Source organism: Vibrio sp. MMG023 (assembly GCF_021654215.1).
Lineage (GTDB): Bacteria > Pseudomonadota > Gammaproteobacteria > Enterobacterales > Vibrionaceae > Vibrio > Vibrio jasicida.
Genome location: NZ_JAKFZP010000001.1, coordinates 245,040 through 258,243, shown reverse-complemented (window position 1 = coordinate 258,243; position 13,204 = coordinate 245,040). Strand labels below are relative to the sequence as shown.

Below are 13,204 nucleotides of genomic sequence, written 5' to 3'. Positions count from 1 at the left end.
ATCAGTTGGTTGGCTTAAACTGAGATTTACGCATACGGTTTAACGCTGCCATTACGTCAAGCGTACGTGGCTTAGCTAGATCGCCTTGCTTAGGTAAGTTTGCGTGCCATTCGCCAACTAGCATGTCATCAATCTCTTTCGCAGGGTTGTTACACCAACCTGGAAGTTGCGCTAACTGGAACCACAGCCAGCCAATGGTGTTCACTTCATCCGCGGATTCTAGTTGCTCCAAAGCACTTAAATCAGCGAACTCTTTACCGAAGCGAAGTGAATCTTTGCCTTTTGCATTTACGCGGAATTTGCCATCCATCAAAATGTTCATTAACGCGACACGATTAAGTGCACGCGGACGGAACGTTTGCAGAGGCTCTTCAGATTCGTTATGACGCTGAGTAGGGTGCTGAGCTATCACTTGTTTGGCTTTTTCTGTCACGTTAACCGCTTGGTAATCGTGCATTTGAATGACGGTGTCTGCAACGTCTAAGTAATCACCAGACCCCCCCATAACAATAATGGTTGATATCTGCAGCTCATTACGTAATTGGCCAATGCGATCCACAAGGGGAGTAATTGGCTCATCACCTTTTGCAACCAATGCCTGCATACGCTCATCACGGATCATAAAGTTAGTCGCTGACGTATCTTCATCAATAAGCAGTGAGCTTGCACCGGCTTCAATTGACTCTTGTAACCAAGCGGCTTGAGAGGTTGAGCCAGATGCATCTTGAGTAGAAAAGTCGGCGGTATCTTTGCTCATTGGTAAGTGGTTGATGTAGTTCGACAAGTTCAAGTGATGAACACAACGGCCGTCTTCTGCACGAATCTTCATCGCGTTTGCATCGGTAACAATGTACTCACGGCCATCACCTGGAATGTGGTCGTAAATAGAACGCTCAATTGCATTCAATAACGTTGATTTACCATGGAAGCCACCACCAACGATCAATGTAATTCCTTTTGGAATACCTAGGCCTGTTACGTAGCCTTTGTTAGGGGCGTGGAGTGTAACTTGAAGGTCTTCAGGGGCTTTGAATTCGACCGCTTCTTTCATTGGTAGATCGCAGTTACCTGCGATACGAGGAAGAATGCTTCCATTAGCAACGAAAGCTACGAGATTGTTCACTTCCAACTGTTCACGCAGCGCCGCTTGATCTTCCACCACTTGGCAGTGCTCTAACAAGGCTTCTTTGTCTAGCTCACGTTCCAGCGTTGCACGGCGGATGAATTTTGGTAGATGGAAAGTCAGAATGTTATTGGCTTTTTTACCAAGCACTTGACGTCCTTCCGCAGGAAGGTTCACGCGGAAACGTAATTCAATACCATCTTCAGTAAAAAGGACTGCCGTGTTGTCTAGCACGGTCTGGCCGCTTAGCGAGATAGTTACCGTATTCTCTTGTTTCGCAAATTGCTCAAAGCTGCGTGCAATGAAATCACGCGCTGCACGTTGGAAAGCTGGAGATTCATCTTTTAGCCATTCAAGGCCAGTGAGTGACCAAGCACGAGTTGCACGCAAGCGAGAAGCAGAAGCGTATGGGTCGCCTTGTACATGATCAATGTACAGATTGAAATCATCGAAGTCGTATTGACCCTTGATTTGCTGGTAAGCGCGGTAGTTCTGCTTTTCGATTTTTTTTAGCGTGGCAGTCAACTGATCCATGAAGATATTGGCCTTTTTATTGGAAGCGGGCGGCGATTATAGAAACCACCGCAAGCAGAGTAAAGCAAATGCTTAGGAAGAATAGGTGTATTGACCGCCCAAGAGGTTTTGATTAAACAAACTTTGCTCAAATTCGTTACAAGGCATAGGCTTGCCATAAAGAAACCCTTGCCCAATGTCGCAGCCCTCGCCAATTAAAAATTGTTCTTGCTGGGCGGACTCAATGCCTTCTATGACGACTTGTAACTCCAACTTTTTAGCGATGTGTATGATAGAACAAATAATGGCACGGTCATCATCGGACTTATCCATTTGCTGAACAAAGCTTTTATCGATTTTAATCGCATCAAACGGGTATTTCTTTAGGTAACTGAACGACGCGTATCCTGTTCCAAAATCATCAAGTGACAGTGTCACGCCTAGGTTGTGGAGTTTATTCAATGTATTACGAGCAACAACCTCATCAGCAATGAGAGCGCTTTCGGTGACTTCAAGTTCTAGAAAGTGAGCGGGCAGATGGAAAGTTTCAAGTAGGTGTTCAATTTGTTCCGCAAAGTTGACGTTCTGCAATTGGATGGGTGATACGTTAACGGCAATCTTAAAGTTATCCACTAACTCAGACCATTGCTTAGCTTTATCGATGGCGGTGCGTAGTACAAACGAACCGACTTCAAATATCAAACCATTTTGTTCTGCCATATGAATGAGAGCCTCATTCGAAACATCGCCTAATACTGGATGACGCCAGCGCAGTAGGGCTTCTGCACCGATCCACTTGTGAGTATGGGGCAGTACTTTGGGTTGAAAATAAAGCATTAAGTCGTCGTTTCTAACTGCTTGGAGTAGGTAGCTTTCTAGTTGGTTATGGTTATTGAGTTCTTGTGTATGGCTTTCGCAGAAGTAACTGTAGGGTTCACCTGATTCTTTACAGAGCAGCATCGCGTAGCAAGCGTTTTGTAGCAGTTGTTTGGAATGGCTGTTTCTGTGCGCTTGAACAACCCCAATGTAAGAGTGTAAATGGACCTCGGTATCTTCGATGTAGAAATTACCAACACTTACATGTGTGATATCTTCTAGCAGTTTCTGGACTTTGTTTTCGACATCTTCTCCCGATACGACAATCACAAGGTCATTGGAGCTTGGTCGACCCGTGACAAAATAACTGGTTTCGTTATGGCCCAAGCGAAAGCGAAATTCTTTGAGTACCTCATCAAAACCTTCAAAGCCAAATTTTGTCTGTATGCTTCGTGCGTTGCTGAATCCTACGTTAATCACGGCAAGCGCTTCGTGTTCATGATTCAATGTTTCTAACGTGCTATCGAGGACTTTCTCTAATGCGGAACGGTTTAAAAAGCCTGTACCTTGGTCGTGTGTTTTTTGGTAACTAACTTGCTTTTCTGCGGCTTTACGGCGGTCGATTTCTTTGGTTAAGGAATAGCTGAGTTGTGCTAGGTCAGTGGTCCGAGTTTCGACTCGGTTTTTAAGTTCACTGTTTAGTCTCATCAGCTTGTGTTGTTGAAAAACCACCGCAAGCTGCGCTTCGATGGACTCTTTGAAAGTATTTAAAAGCTGCCGATAAGTTGCGTTGTATTGATTTTCTTTGGAGTCGAGCATGCAGATCGTTCCAAATGTTTCCCCATTTGGCCAGTAAAGGGGCAAGCCGCAGTAAGAAATCATACCAAGCTTAATATCAGGATTATTTTTCCATTCGTCATCGAGCAAAGCGTTGGGTACCATGAGCTCCCTTTTGTGTTCAATGACATGTTCGCAATAGAGGCCGTGTCCAAGTCCTTCTTTATCACCGACTTTGTAAGGGTTATTTTGTGTCTCGCTGGTGGTGTTGACTTCGATATGGTTAGGGTGGATGCGCATGATGAGCGTGGTCGGAACATTAGCAATTTGTGCGAGAAGGTTGACGATGTTTTGCCAACTTTTCTGCATGGATTCCGGGATCTTATAATCTAAAGTTTGCAATGTTCCCATAAGGTATCCTTCCCGAACGTTCACTTCCTGTGAATGGAGGTTTGTTTTTATTCTTGTGTTGAGGCTGCTATTTAACCACTCGTTAAGATTAAGTATAGGGGTGGGAGATTTCGAAACAAAAAAAAGTCCTGAAAACCGTTCAGGACTTTGAATTACTTGGCACTATCTCACCTATGAGACAAGCTGTTGGCTACGGCTTGAGTGCTTTTAATGTTTTTAAAGAGATGTCTTGTGAGTAATCCACGCCTTCAAAGTTAAACCCGTTCAGCTTCATGAACTCATCTTTGAAGCCTTCATAATCGCCAAGCTCTTTAAAATTGTCTGCGTTCATTTGTTCAAGGATGGCAGAGACCTCTTGTTGAACTTGTGGATCTAACTCAAGATCATCAATACGGATCAAGCGTTCACCATCGACGGGTACTTTTTCTTGGTCATACAGCTTAGTTGTGAATAAACGTTGCATTTGCTCAATACATCGTTCGTGTGTGCCTTTCTCTTTCATCACGCGATAAAGCGCTAGTAGATAAGGGCTCAACGCCGGTATGAATACACTCGCTTTGGTGACTAAAGCTTTACACACCGTCGCGTGAGCGCTACCGCCGAAGTTAGCCATTTTCAAATTCAACGAATGGCTGGTTTGGTGTAAGTCTACCTTTGCTCGGCCCAACGTACCGTCAAGGTAGATAGGGTGAGTTACTTCTGGGCCCATGTAAGAGAAAGCAATGGTTTTACAGCCGTCAGCAACCGATTCTGAGTTGATTAAAGCATCAATCCAACTTTCCCAGTCATCACCGCCCATGACTTTGATGGTCGCTGCCGCTTCTTCTTCGGTTGCTGGTTCAAGCGACGATTCAACCCATTGATCGTTCTCTAGCATAATTGAAGCGCCAGTGACTGACTCGCCGATAGGTTTGATGACACTGCGCCAAAACTCTTCTGAATTCGGCATAGGGCGAACACCCGTAGCCAAGCTGTAAATAACTAAGTCAACTTCACCTTCAAAGTAGGTTTCAATCGCTTCAATCACTTGATTACGGACTGTATCCGAAAAGGCATCGCCAACGATGTTGATGGCTGTACGGCCATGATGTATTGCTTCTTCTTTAAAAAAGATATTGTTGTACCAACCTGCGCTACCAACCCCTTTGTCTGACGGGCCGCGTTCAAAAGATACGCCAATTGTGTCAGCTTCTGCGCCACCAAAGGTTAGGGCGATACGAGCGGCCAATCCAAAGCCGGAGGAAGCACCAATGATCAAAACCCGCTTTGGGCCTTTTTTGATTTGTGGCGCTTGTTTTACGAAATCAATTTGCTCTTTGATGGAAGCACGGCAACCATATGGATGCGACGAACGAGCTACAACACCTTGAATTAACGGTTCTATTTGCATTTTTATTATGTGACCTTGGTGAATAAGATTCAGATAAGACTAACGTAAAGTTAGGTAAAACTTATTGAGCTAGACCAGTAAAATTAGAGATGTTTAACCAATTCTTCCGCGACAAAGTCGGCAATAAAAGGCTGAGCCTCTGGTTTGGGGTGTAGGCCGTCGGACATCATCCATCCTGGTTTGATGATTACGTGCTCTAGGAAGAAAGGCATCAACTCAACTTGTTGATGTTCTGCGAGCTTAGGGTAGATATCGTAGAACATGTCACTGTAGCGTTTACCGTAATTAGGCGGTACACGGATTTGCATCATGATCACATTCGCACCAGAATCTTTGATCATGGTAATCATTTTCGATAGGTTCGACGTAATAAGCTTAGGTGGGAACCCTCGAAGTCCGTCATTAGCGCCTAGCTCGATGAGTACAACGTCAGGAGAGTGTTGCTTCAATAACTGGGGTAAGCGGGCCAAGCCGTTTCCCGTGGTGTCACCAGAGATACTGCCGTTAACAACTTTTACATCTTGGCCATGTTCTAATAACGCGTCTGGGAGTAAGCTAGGCCAACTCTCCTCGATCGGCATTTGATAGCCAGCGCTCAGACTGTCGCCCAATACAAGAAGCTTTTCGCTCGCCATAGCGGTCGCGGAAAGACTAAGAAAGAGAACTAAGGAAAGTATACGAATCATGCAAACACCTGTACTTAAAGCACCTATTGTTCAAGCGAATTTGGTTTCTAAACAAGTTTCTACTAATCAAGAACAATTAACAATCCTTAAAAATGTAAACGTCGACATTAGAAAGGGAGAAAAAATCGCCATCGTGGGTACGTCGGGAGCGGGTAAATCGACGCTGATGACACTGCTTGCTGGCCTAGATACTCCAACATCGGGTGAAATTACATTATTAGGGCATGAGCTTTCCAAATTGGACGATGAAGCTCGCGCTAAAATCCGAGCAGATTCGTTGGGGTTCGTATTTCAAAGCTTTCTTCTTATCCCAAGTCTCAGTGCGTTACGTAATGTCACTCTTCCTTGTCTCTTACGTGGTGAGGCTGAGAATGATGCAAGAGCGACTGAATTGTTAACCGCGGTTGGTTTGGAAAAGCGACTTGACCACTTACCGAGCCAACTATCAGGGGGTGAGCAACAACGCGTCGCCCTTGCAAGAGCGTTTATGACCCAGCCGGAGTTGTTATTTGCTGACGAACCAACTGGTAACCTAGACCATCAAACCGCAGAGAAAGTCATCGAGCTGTTATTCGACCTCAACGAGCAACATGGAACGACCCTGATTCTTGTCACCCACGACAGTCATTTAGCAAGCCGTTGTGACCGTGTTTATCGAATGGAAGCGGGTGAAATGATAGAGGAGGTGACATGTCCGTAATTTCTTCAAGCGAACAAGGTTCCGACCAAGGGCACGTTAACCCTAAACAATCACCAAATAAGAGTCTTATCCGCTGGAGTTTAGGTGAAATACGTCAAGGTAACTTATGGCCCATCAGTGTGGCATTGGTATTGGTGATCGCTAGCATTTTCGCATTATCAGCACTGGCGGAGCGAATGGAGCAGGTGATCATTAAACAAGGTAAGGATGCGTTAACTGCTGACGCTGTTTTTGTCTCTGCTAATCCGATCCCAGAACCGCTTCTAGCGAGCACACAAGCGCTAGAACGTTCAACTATGACGCGGTTTGCGACCATGGCTTTTAGTGAGAATGGGATGCAGTTGATTACCGTAAGGGCGGTTGATGAAAACTACCCACTTATGGGGGACCTAGTACTGGATAGTAATGAGTCAGGTCATGTAACGCAGAACCAACTGTGGCTTGATGAACGTATTATGGCCCAGCTAGAAGTGAGTAAAGGTGACATTGTCACGATAGGCGATGCTGATTTTACGGTTTCAGGCGCTGTATTAATGGAACCGGGGCTGAGTTTTAATCCTTTCCAACAAATGCCTTCCGCCTACATAAGTTCGTCAGACGTGGTCAAAACGGGCGCAATACAAGTTGGTAGTCGAGTACAATACCGATTGTTTCTGAAAGGTGACGACGCGACTCTTACTAAATTGCAAGACAGCACCCAGCTTTCACCCAGTGACCGTTGGCGAACACAAGAAACCGCAAGTCGCAGTAATGAAGTATTCGACCGCACGACTCAATACTTATCTCTTACCGTTGCTATTGTCATCATAATGGCGGCAACTACATTAGTATTAACGTGTCAAAGTTACGTGAACAGCCGCACGCAAACCATAGCGATGTTAAAGAGCTTAGGGGCAAGTCGTCGCTGGATTGAAAAATGGCTTTTAATACAAGTTACGATTCTGTTGGTGAGTGCAAGTGTCGTCGGCATCTTGCTTGGCAGTGGGTTAGAGTACCTATTACGAATCCCACTGAAAGACTTGCTGCCAAATCCATTACCTAGTTACGGCGTCACACCAATACTTGTGTCTGTCGCCTCTGCCATATTGATCACGGTGCCTGCACTTGGGATTCCACTACTTGGCCTTATCAAAACTCCCGCCTTAGAAGTGCTCCAGCAAGGGACTGCAAAACGTTCATGGAAGCGTATGTTGTTAGTTTTGGTCCCAGTGGTTCCTCTATTGGTTATTTATGCCAATAACACGTTGGTGTGGATAGTCTTAGCTGGTATTGCGACATTATTTATTGTGTTGGCGGCGGTGAGCGTTGGACTCACCAAATTATTTGCACGTCTATCAACACGCCCTGCAATGAAACTGGCTTTAAGTCGTATCAACAGAACGCCTCTTACGAGTGGACTTCAGTTTGGTGCGTTATCGTTATCTCTAATGTTGCTTTCTATTATCTGGTTGGTGCGTAGCGATATTCTGGCTGACTGGGCGAGGACTCTTCCAGCTGATGCCCCGAATGTATTTGCTTTAAATATTGCGGACTATGAGTTAGATAGCTATCTGGAAACGTTAGATAAAAACCAAGTGACACGGTCACAAGCGTTCCCAATTATTCGTGGTAGATTGACCGAAATTAATGGTGAGAACGTTAAGGAAATCGAGTATCAAGGCGAAGGGTCTGATGCGATTCGTCGTGAACTAAACCTGACATGGGGCGATGTGTTACCTGAATACAACGAAGTGCTTTCTGGTGAGTGGACGAATAAGGACAGCGTCTCAGTCGAAGCTAAAGTTGCAGAGGACTTAGGGATAGGGCTGGGTGATACACTTCGCTTTGTGATTAACAGCCAGAATTTCGATGCAACGGTTGATAGTATCCGACATGTAGAATGGCGAGATATGAAGCCCAATTTCTACTTCATTTTTTCTTCGGATGTCATGGCTAGCTTACCTGGCTCCTATTTGATCAGTTATCGTATTAGTGAAGATGATGATTCGTTACTAACTTCAATGTCTCGCGCTCATCCAACGGTTTCGGTTCTTGATATTCGTACGATGGGAGACAAGATACAAGAACTCGTACAACAAATCGTCTCTGCTATTACTATTCTTGCTCTGTTGGGTGTTGTTGCTGGTTTATTACTGATCTTTACGCTGTTAAGGCTGAGCCTCTCTCAACGACAGCAAGAAATTCGCTTGTATCGTACCTTAGGAACAAGTAAAAAACGGATCAATACCACGTTGTGGGCGGAGTATGGGATCATGGCCGTTGTTGCGAGTGGTGTAGCTGTCATAGCTGCAGAGCTTTGCGTCGCTGCTGTGATGAAATATGGCTTTGATCTGAACCCGCAGATCCACCCAGAATTGTGGATAGCTTTGCCTCTGGGTACGTTTGCTGTTCTAGCCTTAGTGGTGATGAGTTTATTGAAAAGATTGTTAACCCCTGTAAACACTTAATGCAACGTGAGTTAGTCACAGCGGAAGCGCTCTATGACAGTTTTATTTTAGTTATCCACAAAAACAGTGGATAACTTTTTGGATAACTGAAGTGGTCGAAAAGTAGGGTGTTTCCGCAGGCTTTACACCATGGGTGTTGGAGCAAAATTATTATGCACATGCCCCTAAAAATTCGCTTTCTCAACAACCTCGTCAAGCATTTTTTTTCGAAATTTTTTGCTCTTAAAAGTAACTTTTGACGTATACCGATAACAAATGCAAACCCATGAACTTTTTGTGATTTTAATCATGCTCAAAGGCGAGTAGAATCAACATTAAGTAAAGATTTCTCCTTATAAAAATTTCAGTGAAGCAATGAAGTCTGAGTTTCCAAATCGTAAAGATAAACATATCGCAGTAATCGGTGGTGGCGTTGCAGGGGCAACCGCTGCTATCCATTTTGCAGAGCTAGGTTTTCAGGTATCAGTGATCGAGAAGGGTGTTTCGCTCGTTAATGGCCCACCCATCTGTCATTTACATGCTGGTGGTAACCTATATCGGGAAATTTCTGAGCAACAGTGCCTAGATCTTTTAACGCAGTCTATTGATACAATTCGTTTGTATCCTCACTCATTGAATATTCGACCAACCGTCATTGCAGTACCTCACTCCGATGGTGGAGACCCTACTACGCTCATCCCTCGTTTAGAGACTATCAAAAGCGCCTATCAATCTCTTGTTAAGCAAGACGCCCGAAATCAAGTTTTGGGAGATCCAGAAGCGTATTACAAGCTCTATTCAAAAGAAGCGTTATTAGCTTTAGCTGAAGGTATTCAACCAGAGAACCCTCAAACGATCGATGAGTGGTGTATTCCATTTGCACAACATGCCGATCTAGACACGTTGAAGTACCCAGTAGTCGCAGTACAAGAGTATGGTTGGAGTGTTTTCCGATTAGCAGCTGTTGCCAACATGACGCTGGCACAGCTTCCGAATGTTCAGGTATATACACAAGCTGAGCTGAAAGATGCGTCATGGAATGGTGATACATGGTCGTTATGCTTCCAACAAGACGGAATAGATAAGCAATTGTATTGCGACTATCTCATCAATGCTTGCGGCTTCGAAACCGGTGAAGTTGATGACTCCATCGGCGTAAAACGAGATCGACTTGTTGAATTTAAAGCGGCTTATGTGACTCGTTGGGAAGCGTGTCATCAGCAGTGGCCTGAAGTTATCTTCCATGGCCCTCGGGGAACAGACAAGGGTATGGCGCAACTGACGCCTTACGGTAACGGCTACTTTCAATTGCATGGTATGACGAAAGGCATCACATTGTTTGATGATGGTTTGGTCGAGAGTAGTGCTGAGTCTGCGCAACCGGTGTTACCAACACGCTTACTTTCTAAGATACGCAACGGTTGGAGGCAAGAGGTTCTTGAAGAGCGCACTGACAATGCGATTCAGCATATGGCGCAATTTATTCCAGATTACAATACCGCGATAAAAGGTGGTAAAGCTTTATTTGGTGCTCAGCAGATACCGGGCACTGATCCTGTGCTTCGTGCTGCTGATGTTACGTTTGAAGATAACCATTATGCACGTGTTGAGGTGGTTAAAGCCTCATCGACCTTACTAGCAGCGCAAAAAATGGCGCAATACTGGTTTGATATCGAGCCAAGTAGCCATGTTGAGAGTCAACATCCTGATGCGGTCAAGTGGACCGCAGAAGAAGTCGAACAGTTTGCTATCAAGCTCACTCAACAACGTGGTTACCCACAAGCATTAGCTGAGCGCTACGGCATGTAAATTTGACTTTACTGCAAATATCCTCATGGATAATGTTTAACGAAGTTAGGGCTCAGTACCCGAAAAACTGAGCCCACTGACACCAAACATCCTGCAAGCCTTTTCTATCTCCCTTAACAAAACTCACTGCTTGACCTGGCTTTGCTTGTGCTAAGCGAGGTAAATCAATTCTCGCAACGCAGCCAAATTTTGGATACCCCCCAATTGTTTGGTGATCATTCAGCAACACGATGGGATTACCATCATTTGGGATTTGAATTGAGCCTAGTGCAATGCCCTCAGATAAAATACCGTCATATGGCGGCATGATCGTTTTGCCTTCCAATCTATAGCCCATACGGTTTGAATTCGTTGAAATCGAAAAACGACTGGAATAGAAATCGTTGACAGATTGTTGGGAGAAATCTTCGTGTTGATAGCCTTCGATCACTCTTAGTTTAATCGGTAGGTTGTAATCAGGTTTGAATCGGAACGTCATCTGCTTAGGTTTAGTATTTGGCAGTGAATGAGGGTGACATTCAACGATATCACCAACTTGAAGCGCTTCACCGTTACCTTGCAAACCTCCGAGCGCCTCACGAACGACCGTTGAACTGCTACCAAGATGCGTACTGACGCTAAAACCACCTTTGACTGCTAGATAAGCGCGCAGTCCATTTTTTGCCATACCAAATCGAAGTGTTTGACCTTTTTTTAAGGTGAAATCAGACCAATTGGCTATAGGTGAACCTTCAACAGAAGCATTTAAATCCCCACCACAAATTGCTAGGTGACAATCGGATAATGCTTTAAAGCTCGCGTTACCGAGAGTAACTTCGATGACTGAGCAATTGACAGGGTTATTGAGTAAATGATTAGACCAACTGTATGCGTAATCATCCACTGGCCCACCTTGAGTGATTCCGATATGAGCTAAGCCAAAGCGTCCAAAATCTTGAATCAGAGAGAGCGCCCCTGGTTTTTCTACATATAATCCTATTCGACTCATAGAATACCTCCTAAGTTGAGGAATTCTTGTTTTGATATTGCACCAAATGTGACCTTGTCTCCTACTTCGAAAGGGATAAAGGGAGGGGTATCGACAAAGAGGGAAATAGGGGTTCTGCCGATGACGTTCCAACCTCCAGGGCTATCAGAAGGATACACCGCTGTTTTAGAGTCAGCGATTGCGACACTTCCGGCAGGAACGTGCGTTCTTGGGGTTTGATGCCTTGGTATTTGAATGCGTTCTGCTACGTCAGAAAGGAATGCAAAGCCAGGGGCAAACCCAATTGCAGAGACAGTATAAACCACTTGCGTGTGCTGTTCGATAAGCTCTGTCAGCGTTAAACCTTTGAGTTCAAACCGCTTAAGATCAAGAGCGGTTTCTTCAGAATAGTAGACTGGGATAGAAATGTAATTTGGCTGTTTGTTGTCCATGGACTGAACGTCGAAACGAGAGATGAGATGTTGAAGCTCATTTAAAATCGACGCTTCTTGAATTCGAAAGGGCAAATAATCTATCAAGATGGTGCGGTAAGATGGGACCACGTTCATGACGATCATATTTAACTTGTCAACAATCTGATGTGCGAGTTCGCCAATGTGCTCAACGGTAATAGGTTCTTCGAAGCGAATAAGAATACTGCACTCTGATATCGGTGAGATAGAAAACTGCCCTTGATTCATTAATTTCCTCCAGTGTAGAGACTCTGACGTATTTTTTGTATCAACGTGATCGATTCTTCATTGTCTCCATGTACGCAAATGGTATCGGCCTCTAAGAGAATGTATTGGCCTGAAGCCGTTTTTACTCTGCCTGATTCTGCCAGCATTTTAACTTGCTCAAGAATGGCGTGTTCTGTGTTTAATACTGCGTTAGGGTGGGTTCTAGGAGTGAGTAAACCGTCGTCTTGATAACGTCGATCTGCAAACGCTTCAAAGAGCAAAGGAACATCGAAATCATCAGCAATCTCAAGGTATTTTTCATTCTCTTGTGAAGCAAGGATCATTAAAGGGACTTTGAACAATGCGGCTGCTTTGACTAAGGCCAAGAAAACACCGTCATTTGCCATCATATCGTTGTATAACGCACCATGAGGTTTGATGTAACCAATGTCGGTGTATTGCGCTTTGCACAGTGCCTGCAGCGCGCCAACTTGATAAATCACCATGTTGGTAATGTCATCGTTGTTCATAGCCAAACTACGACGACCAAAGCCCTGAATGTCGGGATAGCCAGGGTGAGCTCCAATTTCTACGTCGTGCTGGTTGGCTAGGGTAATCGTATCATGCATGACATTTGGGTCGGAGGCGTGGAATCCGCACGCGATGTTCGCCATATCAATATGTGGCATAACCGTTTCATCGGCGCCCATTTTCCACGATCCAAAGCTTTCGCCCATGTCGCAGTTAAGTGTCAGTTGCTGTTTATTCAATGTCATACGTTTCTATAAATCCGAACTATGCATGTAAAATGCAGGAAAATACGTTTAAGTTCAGTGACTAACTTCATTTTTCAGGTAGAAGACTAGCAGATGATAATCGATAAAGATCGTTTAGTAATTTGAAATG

General features: G+C 44.6%; 10 protein-coding genes. 3 read left to right on the top strand and 7 right to left on the bottom strand.

From position 1 onward, the window contains the following. Window position 1: 1 nt before the first annotated feature. From L1076_RS01095 to tesA, 4 genes are all read right to left on the bottom strand, one after another. Window positions 2-1,657, bottom strand: coding sequence for an ABC-ATPase domain-containing protein (locus L1076_RS01095; RefSeq protein ID WP_054755304.1), 1,656 nt, complete (start codon window positions 1,655-1,657; stop codon window positions 2-4). A gap of 72 nt (window positions 1,658-1,729) precedes the next feature. Next, on the bottom strand, window positions 1,730-3,640 hold the full coding sequence (locus L1076_RS01090; protein ID WP_039977836.1) for an EAL domain-containing protein: 1,911 nt from the start codon (window positions 3,638-3,640) through the stop codon (window positions 1,730-1,732). A 190-nt stretch (window positions 3,641-3,830) separates the two neighbouring features. Then, window positions 3,831-5,030, bottom strand: a complete 1,200-nt coding sequence (gene fabV / locus L1076_RS01085; RefSeq protein ID WP_038877904.1) for an enoyl-ACP reductase FabV — start codon at window positions 5,028-5,030, stop codon at window positions 3,831-3,833. Window positions 5,031-5,113: 83 nt separating this feature from the next. After that, the gene (gene tesA / locus L1076_RS01080; protein WP_237302950.1) at window positions 5,114-5,716 is read right to left on the bottom strand and encodes a multifunctional acyl-CoA thioesterase I/protease I/lysophospholipase L1; all 603 of its coding nucleotides are present in this window, start codon (window positions 5,714-5,716) and stop codon (window positions 5,114-5,116) included. On the opposite strand from tesA, the gene L1076_RS01075 reads away from it, so the two are divergent. The 3 genes from L1076_RS01075 (at window position 5,715) to L1076_RS01065 (ending at window position 10,651) form a co-directional block, all read left to right on the top strand. Further along, the gene (locus L1076_RS01075; RefSeq protein ID WP_045405332.1) at window positions 5,715-6,416 is read left to right on the top strand and encodes an ABC transporter ATP-binding protein; all 702 of its coding nucleotides are present in this window, start codon (window positions 5,715-5,717) and stop codon (window positions 6,414-6,416) included. The two genes, tesA and L1076_RS01075, sit on opposite strands and share 2 nt — an antisense overlap. Beyond that, window positions 6,407-8,863 carry an FtsX-like permease family protein gene (locus tag L1076_RS01070; protein WP_045405333.1) on the top strand — a complete coding sequence of 819 codons (2,457 nt, stop codon included), beginning with the start codon at window positions 6,407-6,409 and terminating at the stop codon, window positions 8,861-8,863. The genes L1076_RS01075 and L1076_RS01070 overlap by 10 nt, the downstream gene beginning before the upstream one ends. Window positions 8,864-9,217: 354 nt before the next feature. Continuing rightward, window positions 9,218-10,651, top strand: coding sequence for an FAD-dependent oxidoreductase (locus tag L1076_RS01065; RefSeq protein ID WP_039977828.1), 1,434 nt, complete (start codon window positions 9,218-9,220; stop codon window positions 10,649-10,651). 52 nt (window positions 10,652-10,703) lie between these two features. Here L1076_RS01065 and L1076_RS01060 read toward each other — a convergent pair whose 3' ends face one another. From L1076_RS01060 to L1076_RS01050, 3 genes are read right to left on the bottom strand one after another with little or no spacing between them, the layout of a single operon-like run. Beyond that, window positions 10,704-11,639: a biotin-dependent carboxyltransferase family protein gene (locus L1076_RS01060; protein WP_038870740.1), complete on the bottom strand. Its 936-nt coding sequence runs from the start codon at window positions 11,637-11,639 to the stop codon at window positions 10,704-10,706. Continuing rightward, window positions 11,636-12,319 carry a carboxyltransferase domain-containing protein gene (locus L1076_RS01055; RefSeq protein ID WP_038877894.1) on the bottom strand — a complete coding sequence of 228 codons (684 nt, stop codon included), beginning with the start codon at window positions 12,317-12,319 and terminating at the stop codon, window positions 11,636-11,638. Before L1076_RS01055 ends, L1076_RS01060 begins: the two co-directional genes overlap by 4 nt. Then, window positions 12,319-13,074 (bottom strand): 5-oxoprolinase subunit PxpA, encoded by a 756-nt coding sequence (locus L1076_RS01050; RefSeq protein ID WP_039977825.1) that lies wholly within the window; start codon window positions 13,072-13,074, stop codon window positions 12,319-12,321. Before L1076_RS01050 ends, L1076_RS01055 begins: the two co-directional genes overlap by 1 nt. Between the last annotated feature and the right edge of the window lie 130 nt (window positions 13,075-13,204).

Coding starts and splice junctions, on each gene's coding strand:
- L1076_RS01095 (WP_054755304.1), bottom strand. CDS start 1,657: ATGGATCAGTTGACTGCCACGCTAAAAAAAATCGAAAAGCAGAACTAC.
- L1076_RS01090 (WP_039977836.1), bottom strand. CDS start 3,640: ATGGGAACATTGCAAACTTTAGATTATAAGATCCCGGAATCCATGCAG.
- fabV (WP_038877904.1), bottom strand. CDS start 5,030: ATGCAAATAGAACCGTTAATTCAAGGTGTTGTAGCTCGTTCGTCGCAT.
- L1076_RS01075 (WP_045405332.1), top strand. CDS start 5,715: ATGCAAACACCTGTACTTAAAGCACCTATTGTTCAAGCGAATTTGGTT.
- tesA (WP_237302950.1), bottom strand. CDS start 5,716: ATGATTCGTATACTTTCCTTAGTTCTCTTTCTTAGTCTTTCCGCGACC.
- L1076_RS01070 (WP_045405333.1), top strand. CDS start 6,407: ATGTCCGTAATTTCTTCAAGCGAACAAGGTTCCGACCAAGGGCACGTT.
- L1076_RS01065 (WP_039977828.1), top strand. CDS start 9,218: ATGAAGTCTGAGTTTCCAAATCGTAAAGATAAACATATCGCAGTAATC.
- L1076_RS01060 (WP_038870740.1), bottom strand. CDS start 11,639: ATGAGTCGAATAGGATTATATGTAGAAAAACCAGGGGCGCTCTCTCTG.
- L1076_RS01055 (WP_038877894.1), bottom strand. CDS start 12,319: ATGAATCAAGGGCAGTTTTCTATCTCACCGATATCAGAGTGCAGTATT.
- L1076_RS01050 (WP_039977825.1), bottom strand. CDS start 13,074: ATGACATTGAATAAACAGCAACTGACACTTAACTGCGACATGGGCGAA.